This is a genomic window from Glutamicibacter sp. St.4D3 (assembly GCF_059728615.1).
This window is the reverse complement of record NZ_AP039380.1, coordinates 2,942,776-2,956,019: the sequence shown is the minus strand read 5'-3', so window position 1 is coordinate 2,956,019 and position 13,244 is coordinate 2,942,776. Positions and strand designations below refer to the sequence as shown.

Here is a 13,244-nt window from a genome sequence, read left to right as displayed (position 1 = left end):
GGGATTAGTCGGAAAGATTGGCAAGGCGCTCGGGGGAGAGCAGCTCATTGAGGTCCTCGGCGGAGAGCAGGCCGCGTTCCAGGACCAGCTCGGCCACACCCCGTCCGGTGTGCAGCGCCTCCATCGCGATCGAGGTCGACGCCGCGTAGCCCAGGCGCGGGTTCAGCGCGGTGACCAGGCCGATGGAGTTCTCCACCTCGCGGCGCAGCGCCGCCTCATCCACGGTGATCCCGTCGATGCAGCGTTCGGCCAGGGTGAGGCAGCCGTTGGTCAGGTGCTTGAGCGAGAGCCCGATCGAGTGCACGATCACCGGTTCGAACGCGTTCAGCTGCAGCTGCCCGCCCTCCGCGGCCATGGTCACGGTCAGATCGTGGCCCACCACCTGGTAGGCGATCTGGTTCACGACCTCGGGGATCACCGGGTTCACCTTGCCGGGCATGATCGAGGACCCGGACTGCACGGCCGGCAGCTGCAGGTCGTAGAGCCCGGCGCGCGGGCCGGAGGAGAGCAGGCGCAGGTCGTTGCAGATCTTGGAGATCTTCAGCGCCACGCGCTTGAGCACGCCGGACAGGTGCACGAACGCGCCCACGTCGCTGGTCGCCTCGATCAAATCCGGGCTGGTGGTCAGCGGCAGCCCGGTCAGCTCGCGCAGGTGGCGGCAGGCGGCCTCGGCGTAGCCGGCCGGGGCGTTCAGCCCGGTGCCGATCGCGGTGGCGCCCAGGTTGATCTCGGTGACCAGGCTCAGCGACTCGGCCAGCCGGTCCCGGTCCTCACGCAGGGTCACCGCCCAGCCGCCGAACTCCTGGCCCACGGTCATCGGCACCGCGTCCTGCAGCTGGGTGCGGCCCATCTTCACCACGGTGCGGAACTCGGTGGCCTTGGCCAGGCAGGAATCCTCCAGCTGCTGCATCGCGGCCAGCAGCGGCTGGGTGGCGAAGTAGGTGGCGATGTTCACCGCGGTCGGGTAGGCGTCATTGGTGGACTGGGACAGGTTCACGTGGTCGTTCGGGTGCAGGTACTGGTACTCGCCCTTGGCGTGGCCCAGGATCTCCAGGGCCAGGTTGGCGATGACCTCATTGGCGTTCATGTTGGTGCTGGTCCCGGCCCCGCCCTGGATCGGGTCGATGATGAACTGGTCGTGCAGCGCCCCGCCGGCCACCGCCTCGCAGGCCCGGTCAATTGCCTGGGCGCGTTCGGCGTCCAGCAGCCCCAGCTCGTGGTTCGCCCGGGCGGCGGCCTGCTTCACGCGGGCCAGCGCGTTGATCAGGTGCGGGTTGCCCTCGAGGGTGGTGCCGGTGATGTGGAAGTTCTCCTTGGCGCGCAGCGTGTGCACGCCCCAGTAGGCTTCCACCGGAATTTCCAGGTCACCGATCAGGTCATGCTCGGTGCGAGTCTGTCCCGACAGCAGGGTGGTGGACATGGCAGATGTACTCCTTTGTGAAATCTGTTGCGTGAAACTTCATGGGGCAGCACGGGCGCGCTGCCAAAACTGTGGGGCGGGACAAGCCCGCAGGCCGCCGGTGCGCTAAAGCCCGGCCGGCTACAGTGCGGCCAGCTCGCCGACCACTTCTCCGCCGCCGTAGGCCGGGGAGCTCGCCAGCTGGCGCAGCCCCGCGGGGGCCAAGTCGCCCAGGTGCTCCAGCAGCAGCTTGGCGGTCACCGGCATCCGGGCCCGGTCCGAGCCATCGGCGATTTTCACCGCCAGGCTGGTCCCGTCGGCCAGGGCCACGGCCTGGACGCCCTCGAATCCGTCCTTGGCGATCAGCCCGGGCACCGCGCGAATCAGCGCCGTCACATCCCGGCCCTCCCCGGCCAGCAGTTCGGGGTGGCGGCGCATCGCCGCGGCCACCCGGGCCTCGGCGCTGCCCTGCGGGGCGTTGCCCAGCCGGGCGAAGCCGCGGGCCAGGGCCGGCAGGCTCAACGGGTAGACCGGGGTGCCGCAGCCATCCGCGCTGGCGCTGGTGATCTGTTCCCCGGTCAGCTCCTGCACGGTCTCGGCCAGCAGTTCGCTGACCGGGTGGCCCGGGGCCAGGTAGGTGGCGGTGTCCCAGCCCTTGAGCCTGCACAGGGCCAGCAGCGCCGCGTGCTTGCCCGAGCAGTTCTGCGCCAGCTGGGTGGCTGTGCCCCCGGCGGCCAGCCAGGCGGTGCGCTCGGCGGGACCGTAGGGCAGGTCGGTGGAGTTGCCCAGGTCCGCCGCCTGCAGCCCGGCCGCGTGCAGGGTGCCCAGCGCGACGTCCTGGTGGCGCTGGGAGCCGGAGTGGCTGGCGGCGGCCAGGGCGAGCTGTTCGTCGTCCAGTTCCAGCCCGGCGCGCAGCATTCCCACCGCGAACAGCGGCTTGAGCGCCGAGCGGGGGTAGAAGCGCGAGCTGGTGTCACCCAGCGAGGCCAGGATCCGGCCCTGCGGGTCCAGCAGCACGGCCGAACCGTAGTGCACGGACTCGATCGTCTCTCCGCGGGTCACCGCCGCGACCGGAACGTGCCCGGGCAGCCCGGAGGCCGCCAGTTCCTGCAGGGAGGGGTGGCTGGTGGCCGCGGCCTGCTCGGTCGCGGACTGGCTGGAAGGCGGTGGGGTCATGGCGTCCTGGTTCACTTCATCCTGGTGGGCTTGCGGTGGCTTGTTCGGTGGCTGGTTCACGGGGTGCTGCGCACGATCAGCGAGACGGCCTGCTGGACCTTGCCCAGGTGCTCACCCATGGCTGCTCCTGCCGCGTCCCCGTCGCCGGAGGCGATCGCCTCGACGATCAGCCGGTGCTCCAGGTTGGAGGGGCCGCGGCGGCCGGTGACCAGGTTGACGGTCTCGGACTGGCGGGCCATCGCATCACGGATGTCCCCCACCACCCGGTCGAAGACGGAGTTGCCGCTGGCGCGGGCCACGGCGGCGTGGAAGGCGGCGTCCAATTCCACCCAGGCGGCGGCGTCGTCTTCGACTTCCATCTGCTCAATCAACCCGCGCAATCGTTCGAGGTCCTCCTCGGTGTGCCGGTTGGCGGCCAGCCGGGCGGCCGGGATTTCGATGTGGGGCCGGGCCTCATAGAGGTCGGAGGAGGAGAACCCGCCAAGGACCAGTTCCCGGTTGGGCCGGTGGGAGACCACGAAGGTGCCGCGCCCGGTTTCGGTGCGGGTCAGGCCCAAGGCGGCGCAGGAGCGCAGGGCCTCGCGGATCACCGAGCGGCTGACCGAGTAGTCGGCGGCCAGGCTGGCTTCCGAGCCCAGCTTGCTGCCCAGCGGGATGCGCTGTTCTTCAATGGCGGTGCGCAGGGACTGGAAAACGGCCTCGGAGGCACTGGTGCGGGAGATCGGCTGCTGTCCGGGTGTCCAGCTGTCTGACAGGTTCACGGTGTCGAGTATGACAATGTGATGCTGCCTACGTCAAATCTGGCTGTAGAAGTCTGCAAAGACCCAAGTGAACGCGTCTCACGTGGATGCCCAGCCGCTGCGGACGCCGAGCCGGAGGACTTTTTCGATGGCCGCTGGGGGCAGGGGAGGCGGGTGCTCCCGTGCCGCGTGAAGCGGCTTCACCACAATTACGTGACGCGTCAATGAAAATTTCACCTTGACGGTTTAGGCTGTGCTTGGGTCCTGTTTGGCCGGGACACAACAGCTGGGCGCGGCATGGAAATCATGTCGGAACCGGTGGTTGCTTCCAGGCCGTCACGGGACCCGGCATCCGCGCTGCCGGTCGTGTCCGGCAGCGCCCTTACCCCGAGGAAAGAGGCGATCCATGAAGACCCGAGCAGCCGTAGCCACGGCCCCACAAACCGACCTGGAAATCCGTGAACTCGAACTTGATGAGCCCCGCCCGGATGAACTGCGGGTGCGCATGGTCGCCTCCGGTGTCTGCCACACCGATGCCATTATCCGCGACCAGTGGTACCCGGTCCCGCTGCCGGTCGTCCTGGGACATGAAGGCTCCGGCATCATTGAAGCCGTCGGAGATGACGTTGAGGGATTCAGCGTGGGGGACAAGGTCGTGGTCGGCCCGGCCTACTGCGGCCACTGCGAACAGTGCGTGGCCGGGCACCCCATGTACTGCGTGAACTTCTACGACAAGAACTTCGGCGCCCAGCGCCCGGACGGCTCCAAGGCCTTCTCCGATGAAAACGGTCCGGTTGGCTCGCACTTCTTTGGCCAGTCCTCGTTTGCCGAGTTCACCAACGTCCCGGCCCGCGGTGCGGTGAAGGTGCCCAATGAGGTGCCCCTGGACATTCTCGGCCCACTGGGCTGCGGCATCATGACCGGTTCGGGGGCCGTGCTGAACGTGCTAAAGCCGACCCCCGGCTCCTCCGTGGCGATCTTCGGCACCGGAGCCGTGGGAATGGCCGGAATGATGGCCGCCAAGGCCGCGGGCGCCACCACGATCATCATGGTGGACATCGTCCCGTCGCGGCTGGAACTGGCAAAGGAGCTCGGGGCAACCCACGTGGTCAACTCCAAGGAGACCGACCCGGCCGCGGCGATCAAGGAAATCACCGGCGGCGGTGCCCAATTCGCCCTGGACACCACCGGCGTGCCGATGGTCTTCACCCAGATGTCGAACTCACTGGCGACCCGTGGGCACGGCGCGCTGGTTGGGGCCGCGAAGCTTGGGACGGAGGCCAAGGTGGATATCGGCACCCAGCTGCTGGCCGGGATCAACCTGCATCTGGTCATCGAGGGCGACGCAGTACCCAAGCAATTCATTCCCCGACTGGTCAGCCTGCACCAGCAGGGCCTGTTCCCGTTCGACAAGCTGATCAAGAAGTACGACTTCGCCGACATCAACCAGGCATTCGCCGACTCGGCGAACGGGTCGACGCTGAAGCCGGTCATCACCTTCTAAAGTCCTGAACGCAACGCGGCACGAGGATGGGCGTGGACACCCTTGGTGTCCACGCCCATCGCCTAGTTTGGTTCTCGGCCCGGCCGCCGCTGCGTTAGCTACGCTGATCCCGGCGCAGCGGGTGATCCTCGGGAATCTGTACCAGCACGATGCGGGTCCCGTCCGGGTCCTGGATCCAGGCCTCAATCAGTCCCCACGGTTCGGTGCGCGGCTCGCGCAGCACCTTCACCCCGGCGGTCCTCAGCCGCCGCACCTCCTCGCCCACCTGTCGCACCTGCAGCCACAACTGCAGGGAGGACGGCTCACTGGCGGTGCGCGCTCCGGAAACCTCCAGCAACCCGTTGCCCAGGTGGAAGACCAGGCCCGGTGCGTTGGCGGGGCCAAATTCGCGGGCCACCGCCAGCCCGAGCGTGTGCCGGTAGAAATGCTGGGTGGCCACCGGGTCCACCGGGCGCAGCAGCACCCGGCTGCTCAGGATCTCCATGCTGGGCACTCCAATCAACTCAGGCACCGGACCGGCCAGGGGCCGGCACCTGCGCGGTGCTGGTTACGGGATGGTGATGACCTGGCCCGCGTAGGTCAGGCCGCCGCCAAAGGCGAACAGCAGGGCCTTGGTGCCCGAGGGCAGCGGCTCGTCCGCCATCATCTTGGACAACGCCAGCGGCACCGAAGCGGCCGAGGTGTTACCGGAGTAGACCACGTCGGTGGCCACCCGTGCGTTCGGGGCCCCGATCTTCTCGGCCAGCGGTTCGATGATGCGCAGGTTGGCCTGGTGCAGCACGATCGCACCGATCTCCTCCGGGGCCAGTCCGGCACGCTCGATGATCTGCTTGGCGATCTTGGGCAGCTGGGTGACGGTCCAGCGGTAGACGCTCTGCCCGTTCTGGGCGAACTTGTCGTTGTTCGAGTGCTCAATGCGCACCGCATCGGACATCTGCGGCACCGAGCCCCACAGCACCGGGGAGATGCCCTGCTCCTGGGAGGCGGTCACCACCACGGCGCCCGCGCCGTCGGCGGTGAGCACGCAGGTGGTGCGGTCCGTGAAGTCGGTGACGTCGGTCAGTCGTTCGGAGGCGATGACCAGGGCCTTGGTGGCACTGCCGGCCATAATCGCGTGCTGGGCGGTGGCCAGGGCGTGGTTGAATCCCGAGCAGGCGGTGTTCACGTCCATGACGGCCGGGTTCTGCTCCATGCCCAGGGCCAGTGCCACCCGAGCTGCCATGTTCGGGGTGCGGTCCAGCGCAGTGCAGGTGGCCACCACGACCAGATCGATGTCGCTGGCCTCGATGCCCTCCGCGTTGTTCAGGGCCATCTTGGCGGCCTCGGTGGCCATGAAGTCCACGCTTTCACCCTCGCCGGCCCAGCGGCGTTCCTGGATCCCGACGCGGCGAGTAATCCACTCGTCGCTGGTTTCCACCAGCTTTTCCAGCTCGGAGTTCGGCACGATCCGTTCGGGCTGGTAGTGGCCGAAGGAAACAACTTTGCTGCCGGTCATGGAGGGGCTCCTACAAATGCGGGGAAAGATTTCTCCCCTTAAGAGTAGTCCGTTGACCGGCTGCGCGCCGTGAGACTACGCACCACGACGGCTGGAGCCGGTACAAGGCAAAGGTGCTTCGCGCCGGCGTACCAACACTTTGCCCAAGAAATGTCTGCTCTGAGAGCTGTCCAAGCGATCCCAGAGTGGTACCACACCCGGGACGACTAGGAGGGGTTGTGGCGATAACAGCGAGTGAAGCGCGTCGTGCTTTGTTTGGGTTGGAGAAGGTCAATCTTGACCAAACGGAAGTTGAGATTGTGTCCAAGCGGGACTCGGCGATCCTAATGTCGAAAGACGAATACGACGCCTTGGTCGAGACAAGCTACTTACTGAGGTCTCCCAAGAACGCACTGCGCCTGCTTGAAGCGTTTCAATCAGCGCAGGAAGGAAAATCAACTGAGCATGGGCTCATTGACCCATGAGCGACAGAGTGCTCGCATGGACTGAAGCGGGATGGGAAGACGATCTCTACTGGCAAACCCAAGACAGAAAAACGCTCAAGCGCATCAACGCGCTGATCGAAGACATCCTGGGCGATGATCCCCCTGAAGGGATCGGCAAACCCGAAGCCCTAAAACACGCCTTGGCTGGCGCATGGTTGCGGCGCATCGATGCAGTCAATCGGCTCGCCTATATTGCTGATGACCGCGCAGTGACGATCTTGCAGGCGCGGTATCACTACTAAGTACCCTGAACACGTGAATCGAACAGTGCGTGCGGCGCGCGGTGGTCGTTGAGATTTCAGGGCCGCTCCTGTTCCCGCCTGATCTAGCGCAAGCAGACATCGTTGCGGCGTCTCATCCTCAGCGGCATACTGCTGCGGCATTGGGAGCAGGCGTCGGTGGAAGGTTCCTGAAAGAGCGGTGACACGAGCTACCGCTAGTCTCGGCAAAGCCGATATGGTCAAATCACCATAGGAGACGGGCCCGGTCCACGGGATCAGGCCCGCTTCAGTCGCGGAAGCGACGGCCTGCCGGCCGTCCGCAGAACGCAGTAGTGACGTTGACCGGCATCGTTTGCCGGCCCGTCTGGGACAAAGGCAGGAGACAGCATGAGCGAGGAACACGAGCCGGTTGAGGAACGCTGGGTTCTGGTTCGACACGGCGAAACCGCCTGGAATGTGGCCAACCGGCTGCAGGGCCGCAGCGACGTACCGTTGAATTCGACCGGGCGGCAACAGGCCGAACGCGCAGGGGTAGAGCTGTCCAAGGAAGGCCCCTGGGACCTGGTTGTGTGTTCTCCGCTGGTCCGCGCGCATCAGACCGCCCAAATCATCGCCGACTACCTGGGCATTTGGCGGATCCTGGAGGTCGATGACCTGGTGGAGCGCGACTACCGTGCTGCCGAAGGCCGCAGCACCGATGGGCTCAGTGCCGCCGAACTTGAAGAGCTGATGGCGCAGACCGAACCCGAGGATGAGGTTGTGGTCCGGGCCGTGCGTGCCCTGCGCAAGCTGGTTGCAGAGAACAGCGACTCCCGTGTGGTGATTGTCTGCCACGGGACCCTGATCCGGCTGGTGCTCGGCGCGCTTTCTGACACCCCGCACCCCCACGTGCTGAACGGACAGATCCTGGAACTGAATACCGACCGCCTGCACGAGTTCGTCCAGCAGTAAACGAGGCCCTAGTTCCAGGACGTCCACGGCAGATGGCTGTTGGACTACGAACAACTCTCGCCTTGATCGCGCTGCGCCTTCGTCGGGAGGCTAAGCGCGACCTTTGAGGATCATGTGCCAATAGATCTGGGGAAAAATCCACCGGTCCATGACCCACTGCCAGCGTCGTTCCTTGGCCATTTTCAATACCGGGTAGGACTTCATGGACCGGTACTGTTGATCGAACTCGGCAAAGAATGCTGTTCCCCGGCTCAATGTAAAGGGGCACACCGAATACCCGTTGTATGAATGGTGCGGTTCCTTGCCCGCCAAGACGTCCAGCACGTTCAGTGCGACGACTTTTGTCTGCTTGCGCAACGCTCCGCCGGACTTCGAGTTCGAGCTGCCGGCGGCGTCCCCTAGCGACCAGACATTCCGATACCTGCGATGGCGCAAATGTTGATCATCGACATCGACGAATCCCCCATAAGTTTCCGGACGGGAAAGGTCCGTAGCTTTCAGCCAGTCGGGGGCTGACTGGGGCGGCACTACATGGAGAAGGTCATAGGAAAGGGTCACCTTTTCCGCTCCGGCGTCCAGGTTCACGGAACGTGTTTCTGCATTGACCGACTCCAGGGTACTTGAGGTGTGCAGTTCAATGCCGTACTCACGGATTTTTCGGTTGAGCTCGGCGTCCACATCAGGCATGCCGAATACTGTGGGGGAGGGAACCAGCAGGTGTACTTCAATGTCCGCCAGACGCCCGGCAGAACGCCAATAATCGCAGGCCATGTAGGCCACCTTCTGGGCGGCACCCGCACATTTGGCGGGCCCGGGCGGTTGCACAAATACCGCGGTGCCCTTGGACAACCCCTCAATCATTGACCAGGTTCGGGTGACGAGTGCAGGATCATAGTCCGAGCTGCCCGTCACTCCATCCATGGCCTGAGGAAGTCCCGGGATTGCGTTGAAGTCCAACTGCAGCCCGGGACAGACTATAAGTTGCTTATATTCAACCTGCGTTCCATCTGCCAGCAGCACCGTGTTTTCCTCGGGCTGAACATGGGTGACTCGGTTCTGAATCCACCGCGCCCGCTTGGGCATTACAGAATGCTGGGGGCGGACCGCCTCGTTCATCTTTGCGGCACCAGCGGCAATGTGGGAGAACAAGGGCTGAAAGAAGTGCTGGTCGCGGGGTTCGACAATCGCGACATCCAGCTTGCCTTTGCGCAACATCCTCGCCGCAACTGAAATGCCGGCGTTTCCGCCGCCGATAACCACAACATCATGCTTGACGCTGGACATTTCATCTCCTTCAAGAAGGACCTGGATTGAGATGCACTGTAGCGAAAGCGCAGGGGTTAATGGGAAGAGTCTGGAATGAGTCAGGAAGCACACAGCTGTACGCATCCACTGCATGAAGATGCGTACAGCATGGAACGGCTTGTAGAGGTGTGTGCTCCGGCTACACAGCGCGCAGGACCACCGCGCTGCCCTGACCGCCGCCGCCGCAGATTCCGGCGGCACCGATGGCTCCGGCGCCCTGCTGCTGCAGCTGGCGGGCCAGGGTACCGATGATCCGCGCGCCGGAGGCGCCAATCGGATGGCCCAGCGCAATCGCCCCGCCATGGCGGTTTACGATCTGCTCGCTCAGGCCCAGCTGCTCGGTGGAGCGTACTCCCACCGCGGCGAAGGCCTCGTTGATTTCCACGGCCTGCAGATCTGCGGTCGTGTAGTCGGTGCGCTGCAGCGCGGCCTGGATGGCGTTGGAGGGCTGCTCATGCAGGGTGCGGTCCGGGCCCGCCACGAAGGCATGGGAGAGGACCTCGGCGATCGGCTCCAAGCCGAGCTCGGTTACGGCCCGGTCGCTGACCAGCACCAGGGCCGCCGCGCCGTCGGTGATCTGCGAGGAGTTCCCGGCGGTGATCGTTCCTTCCTTGGCGAAGGCGGGGCGCAGCTTGCCCAGGGACTGTGCCGTGGTGTCCGGGCGCACCCCGTCATCGGCGGCGTGTTCGCTTTGCCCCTTACGGGTGGTGATGGTCAACGGCGCAATTTCCCCGGCCAGGAATTCGGCGGAGGCCGCGGCCCGCTGGTGGGAGGCGGCGGCCAGGGTGTCCTGCGCTTCACGGGTCATCCCGAGCTTCTGATTGTGCTCCTCGGTGGAGGCGCCCATGGAACGACGTTCAAACGCGTCGGTCAGCCCGTCGAACTCCAGGGTGTCGACCATTTCGATGGCCCCGTACTTGGTGCCGGCCCGCGCGCGTTGTGCGTGGGGCGCCAGTGACATTGATTCCTGCCCAATGGCCAGGACGATGTCGGCCTCCCCGGCGTTGATCATCCGGGTGGCCGCCACGACGGCTTCGGTGCCCGAAAGGCACACCGCGTTCAGCGTGATGGCCGGGACGTCCAGGCCAATCCCCGCCCCGACCGCGCTCTGCCGGGCCGGGTTCTGCCCGGCCGCGGCCTGCAGCACCTGGCCGGCGATCACGTACTGAACCTTTTCGGCCGGAACCCCGGCGCGTTCCAGGGCTGCCTTGGCCGCGTGCGCCCCCAGCTCGGTGGCCTCAACGCCGGCCAGTGCGCCGTTGAAGCGCATGAAGGGGGTGCGGGCGTATCCGGCGATCTTTACACTCATGCTGCCTGTGACTCCTCAAGGTCGATGCTGAACTTTGCTGCGGTGATGTCTTTGATTGATTCCGGGCTTTCGCCCTCTGCCAGGCGGCGTAGGATCAGCCGCCCGTCTTCGATGTCGAACACGGCGCGGTCGGTAATGATCCGGTCCACCACGCCGACGCCGGTCAGCGGCAGGTCGCAATGTTCCACGATCTTCGGGGTGCCGTCCTTGGCCACGTGGTCGGTGATCACGATGACCCGCGGGGTGCCGGCCACCAGGTCCATGGCCCCGCCCATGCCCTTGACCAGCTTGCCGGGAATAGTCCAGTTCGCCAGGTCCCCGTTGCCCGCCACCTGCAGTGCGCCGAGGATGGCGGTCTGCACGTGGCCGCCGCGGATCATTCCAAAGCTGGTGGCGGAGTCGAAGAAGCTGCCGCCGGGCAGCACGGTGACGGTCTGCTTGCCGGCGTTGATCAGGTCCGCATCCTCCTCACCCGCGTAGGGGAAAGGTCCCATGCCCAGCAGGCCGTTTTCGCTTTGCAGCTTTACCGACACGCCTTCGGGCAGGTTATTGGCCACCAGTGTGGGGATGCCGATCCCCAGGTTGACGTACTGCCCGTCCACCAGCTCGCTGGCGGCGATGGCTGCCATCTCATCCCTGGTCCACATGCTCATGCCTCCTGCCGCACCCGCACGGTGCGCTGTTCGATGTCCTTGATCTGGTCCGCCTCGACAAGGCACTGCACGAAGATCCCCGGGGTGTCCACCAGCTGCGGATCCAGGTAGTCCTGCTCGATGTGCTCGGCCTCGGCGAACGTGTACCTCCCGGCCATGGCGGCCAGCGGGTTGAAGTTCCGCGCGGTCATCCGGTACCGCAGGTTGCCTTCCGCGTCCGCCTGGTGGGCGCGCACCAGGGCGATGTCGGCAACGATTCCACGTTCGAGAATGGCCGGCTTCCCGTCGAACTCCATGACCGGTTTCCCCTCTGCCACCGGGGTGCCCACACCGGTGGGCGTGTAGAACGCCGGGATCCCGGCACCCCCGGCGCGCAGCCGCTCGGCAAGGGTGCCCTGGGGAACGAACTCCACCTCGAGCTCGCCGGAAAGGAACTGCTGGGCGAACAGCTTGTTTTCACCCACGTAGGAGGCCATGACCTTGGCGACCTGTTGATTTTCGATCAATAGGCCCAGGCCTTTGCCGTCTACCCCCATATTGTTCGACACGATGGTCAGGTTCCTCGCCCCGGAATCGCGCAGTGCCGTGATCAACCGGGTGGGTATCCCGCTCAGACCGAAGCCGCCGACCGCGATGGTCATCCCGTCCTGGACGACCTCGGCCAGGGCCGCTGCGGCGTCCTGCCGGTACTTGCTTGCCATGGTTTCCTCCTACGTCCACTTTGTGGAAGCGCTCATCATTACCAATGAACCTAGCCAAGACGGCGAAAGGCCTCAATAAATGGAGCCCGAGTGCTCGATGGATGAAGAAAAGAGGATCTATCGTCCACAATATGAACAGCAGGAAGGGGAGGAGCAGGCTATGCGCTGTCTTCTTCCAGCAGCTGCAGCAGACACTGCTCATCGACGCTCAGGTACTTGCGCGCGCGCCGGCGCTTGCGCTCACCGCGCAGGTCCTCGAGTTTCTCGGGGTCCCCGGCCAGCTTCAGCACCCGCGGGGCGATGTAGGCCTTGCGCGCCGTGGACTGGGTGTTGCCCAGCACCGAGGCGGCCTGCTTCACCGCCTCGCGTTCAGCACGCGTCAGCTCCCGCTGCGGGCTGGCGCCGTCAACCTCGGCGTCCAGCAGGGAGGCGAAGGCTGTCAGCGTTCCGCCCCAGGTGCGAAAGTCCTTCGCCGTGAACTGGCTGCCCATGTTCGTATGCAGGTATTCATTGACATGCTCACTGCGCACCGAACACAGTTGTCCCTCATCATCGGTGAAGCGGAAGACTTCATAGCCGGGCATCTCCCGCAGCTTCTTCACGAAGCGGGCCATCTGCGCGTCCTCGATCGTCACCGTCTGGTGCTGTCCGCTCTTGCCGTTGAAATCAAAGGTAACGCTGGTTCCCTTGATGCGGGTATGCCGCCGGCGCAGCGTGGTTGCCCCATAGGAGCGATATTGCCGGGCATATTTCGGGGTGCCGATGCGCAGGTACCCCTTGTCCAGCACCTTGATCACGCAGGCTACCACCTTCTCGCGGCTGGTTCCGCGCCGCTCCATGTCCGCCGCCACCTGTTTGCGCAGCGCCGGCAGGGCTTGGCCGAACTCACCGAGCTTGGCGAACTTCTCCTCTTCGCGGCGGCGCCGAAACGAGGGGTGGTAGATCGCCTGGCGCCGTCCGGCGTCATCGACCCCGCGGGCCAGCACCTTGGCGCTGGGCGAGGCGGAGATCTGCACGTCATGCCAGGCCGGCGGAATGACCAGGGCCTTGATGCGTTCCAGCTCCTCGGGATCGGTGATTTGCTCCCCGCGCTGCAGATACACGAACTCCCCGCGCCGCAGCTGCCGCGAAATCTGCAGACGACCGCGCCTGCGGCGAACGGAACCACGCGCCACCGTCCCACCTCCTTGCCCCGAGCATTTCGCGCTCAGGCTACCGAATCGGTGCCCGCCGTCCCGCCGCGCCCAGCGAACTACCAGCGGCCGCGGCCCACGGGCGCCAGCGGGTGCCGGCCGGCGGCGGTTC

14 protein-coding genes are annotated in these 13,244 nt (G+C 65.5%); 4 read left to right on the top strand and 10 right to left on the bottom strand.

Annotation, left to right across the window (positions count from 1 at the left end; translation table 11 throughout):
• Positions 1-4: 4 nt before the first annotated feature.
• The 3 genes from AC6I21_RS13650 to AC6I21_RS13640 all read right to left on the bottom strand — a co-directional run bounded on the left by AC6I21_RS13650 (position 5) and on the right by AC6I21_RS13640 (position 3,336).
• Positions 5-1,420 carry an aspartate ammonia-lyase gene (locus tag AC6I21_RS13650; RefSeq protein ID WP_138175703.1) on the bottom strand — a complete coding sequence of 472 codons (1,416 nt, stop codon included), beginning with the start codon at positions 1,418-1,420 and terminating at the stop codon, positions 5-7.
• Between the two features lie 120 nt (positions 1,421-1,540).
• The gene (locus tag AC6I21_RS13645; protein ID WP_497762613.1) at positions 1,541-2,575 is read right to left on the bottom strand and encodes an asparaginase; all 1,035 of its coding nucleotides are present in this window, start codon (positions 2,573-2,575) and stop codon (positions 1,541-1,543) included.
• A gap of 56 nt (positions 2,576-2,631) precedes the next feature.
• Positions 2,632-3,336 carry a FadR/GntR family transcriptional regulator gene (locus AC6I21_RS13640; protein WP_497762612.1) on the bottom strand — a complete coding sequence of 235 codons (705 nt, stop codon included), beginning with the start codon at positions 3,334-3,336 and terminating at the stop codon, positions 2,632-2,634.
• Between the two features lie 385 nt (positions 3,337-3,721).
• Between AC6I21_RS13640 and AC6I21_RS13635 the strand changes: the two genes are divergently transcribed.
• Positions 3,722-4,819 (top strand): NAD(P)-dependent alcohol dehydrogenase, encoded by a 1,098-nt coding sequence (locus AC6I21_RS13635; RefSeq protein ID WP_497762611.1) that lies wholly within the window; start codon positions 3,722-3,724, stop codon positions 4,817-4,819.
• A 94-nt stretch (positions 4,820-4,913) separates the two neighbouring features.
• Here AC6I21_RS13635 and AC6I21_RS13630 read toward each other — a convergent pair whose 3' ends face one another.
• Together AC6I21_RS13630 and AC6I21_RS13625 are read right to left on the bottom strand one after the other, a co-directional pair.
• Positions 4,914-5,303, bottom strand: a complete 390-nt coding sequence (locus tag AC6I21_RS13630) for a VOC family protein (RefSeq protein WP_054821144.1) — start codon at positions 5,301-5,303, stop codon at positions 4,914-4,916.
• A gap of 63 nt (positions 5,304-5,366) precedes the next feature.
• A complete protein-coding gene (locus AC6I21_RS13625) occupies positions 5,367-6,314 on the bottom strand; it encodes a beta-ketoacyl-ACP synthase III (RefSeq protein ID WP_138926847.1) in 948 nt (315 codons plus the stop codon).
• A gap of 218 nt (positions 6,315-6,532) precedes the next feature.
• On the opposite strand from AC6I21_RS13625, the gene AC6I21_RS13620 reads away from it, so the two are divergent.
• From AC6I21_RS13620 to AC6I21_RS13610, 3 genes are all read left to right on the top strand, one after another.
• Positions 6,533-6,778 (top strand): type II toxin-antitoxin system Phd/YefM family antitoxin, encoded by a 246-nt coding sequence (locus AC6I21_RS13620; protein WP_054821143.1) that lies wholly within the window; start codon positions 6,533-6,535, stop codon positions 6,776-6,778.
• Complete coding sequence (locus AC6I21_RS13615; protein WP_497762610.1) at positions 6,775-7,041, top strand: Txe/YoeB family addiction module toxin; 267 nt, start codon at positions 6,775-6,777, stop codon at positions 7,039-7,041. Before AC6I21_RS13620 ends, AC6I21_RS13615 begins: the two co-directional genes overlap by 4 nt.
• 366 nt (positions 7,042-7,407) lie before the next feature.
• Complete coding sequence (locus tag AC6I21_RS13610; RefSeq protein WP_138175717.1) at positions 7,408-7,971, top strand: histidine phosphatase family protein; 564 nt, start codon at positions 7,408-7,410, stop codon at positions 7,969-7,971.
• 90 nt (positions 7,972-8,061) lie between these two features.
• Here AC6I21_RS13610 and AC6I21_RS13605 read toward each other — a convergent pair whose 3' ends face one another.
• From AC6I21_RS13605 to AC6I21_RS13585, 5 genes are all read right to left on the bottom strand, one after another.
• Entirely contained in the window at positions 8,062-9,255 is a 1,194-nt protein-coding gene (locus AC6I21_RS13605; protein ID WP_497762609.1) for an NAD(P)/FAD-dependent oxidoreductase, read from the bottom strand.
• A 160-nt stretch (positions 9,256-9,415) separates the two neighbouring features.
• Positions 9,416-10,585: an acetyl-CoA C-acyltransferase gene (locus AC6I21_RS13600; protein ID WP_138926843.1), complete on the bottom strand. Its 1,170-nt coding sequence runs from the start codon at positions 10,583-10,585 to the stop codon at positions 9,416-9,418.
• A complete protein-coding gene (locus AC6I21_RS13595; RefSeq protein WP_346922431.1) occupies positions 10,582-11,232 on the bottom strand; it encodes a 3-oxoacid CoA-transferase subunit B in 651 nt (216 codons plus the stop codon). Before AC6I21_RS13595 ends, AC6I21_RS13600 begins: the two co-directional genes overlap by 4 nt.
• A gap of 2 nt (positions 11,233-11,234) precedes the next feature.
• The gene (locus AC6I21_RS13590; protein WP_497762608.1) at positions 11,235-11,939 is read right to left on the bottom strand and encodes a CoA transferase subunit A; all 705 of its coding nucleotides are present in this window, start codon (positions 11,937-11,939) and stop codon (positions 11,235-11,237) included.
• Positions 11,940-12,097: 158 nt separating this feature from the next.
• On the bottom strand, positions 12,098-13,114 hold the full coding sequence (locus AC6I21_RS13585; protein WP_497762607.1) for a DNA topoisomerase IB: 1,017 nt from the start codon (positions 13,112-13,114) through the stop codon (positions 12,098-12,100).
• Between the last annotated feature and the right edge of the window lie 130 nt (positions 13,115-13,244).

Coding starts and splice junctions, on each gene's coding strand:
- AC6I21_RS13615 (WP_497762610.1), top strand. CDS start 6,775: ATGAGCGACAGAGTGCTCGCATGGACTGAAGCGGGATGGGAAGACGAT.
- AC6I21_RS13610 (WP_138175717.1), top strand. CDS start 7,408: ATGAGCGAGGAACACGAGCCGGTTGAGGAACGCTGGGTTCTGGTTCGA.
- AC6I21_RS13630 (WP_054821144.1), bottom strand. CDS start 5,303: ATGGAGATCCTGAGCAGCCGGGTGCTGCTGCGCCCGGTGGACCCGGTG.
- AC6I21_RS13645 (WP_497762613.1), bottom strand. CDS start 2,575: ATGACCCCACCGCCTTCCAGCCAGTCCGCGACCGAGCAGGCCGCGGCC.
- AC6I21_RS13600 (WP_138926843.1), bottom strand. CDS start 10,585: ATGAGTGTAAAGATCGCCGGATACGCCCGCACCCCCTTCATGCGCTTC.
- AC6I21_RS13605 (WP_497762609.1), bottom strand. CDS start 9,255: ATGTCCAGCGTCAAGCATGATGTTGTGGTTATCGGCGGCGGAAACGCC.
- AC6I21_RS13650 (WP_138175703.1), bottom strand. CDS start 1,420: ATGTCCACCACCCTGCTGTCGGGACAGACTCGCACCGAGCATGACCTG.
- AC6I21_RS13595 (WP_346922431.1), bottom strand. CDS start 11,232: ATGTGGACCAGGGATGAGATGGCAGCCATCGCCGCCAGCGAGCTGGTG.
- AC6I21_RS13635 (WP_497762611.1), top strand. CDS start 3,722: ATGAAGACCCGAGCAGCCGTAGCCACGGCCCCACAAACCGACCTGGAA.
- AC6I21_RS13590 (WP_497762608.1), bottom strand. CDS start 11,939: ATGGCAAGCAAGTACCGGCAGGACGCCGCAGCGGCCCTGGCCGAGGTC.
- AC6I21_RS13625 (WP_138926847.1), bottom strand. CDS start 6,314: ATGACCGGCAGCAAAGTTGTTTCCTTCGGCCACTACCAGCCCGAACGG.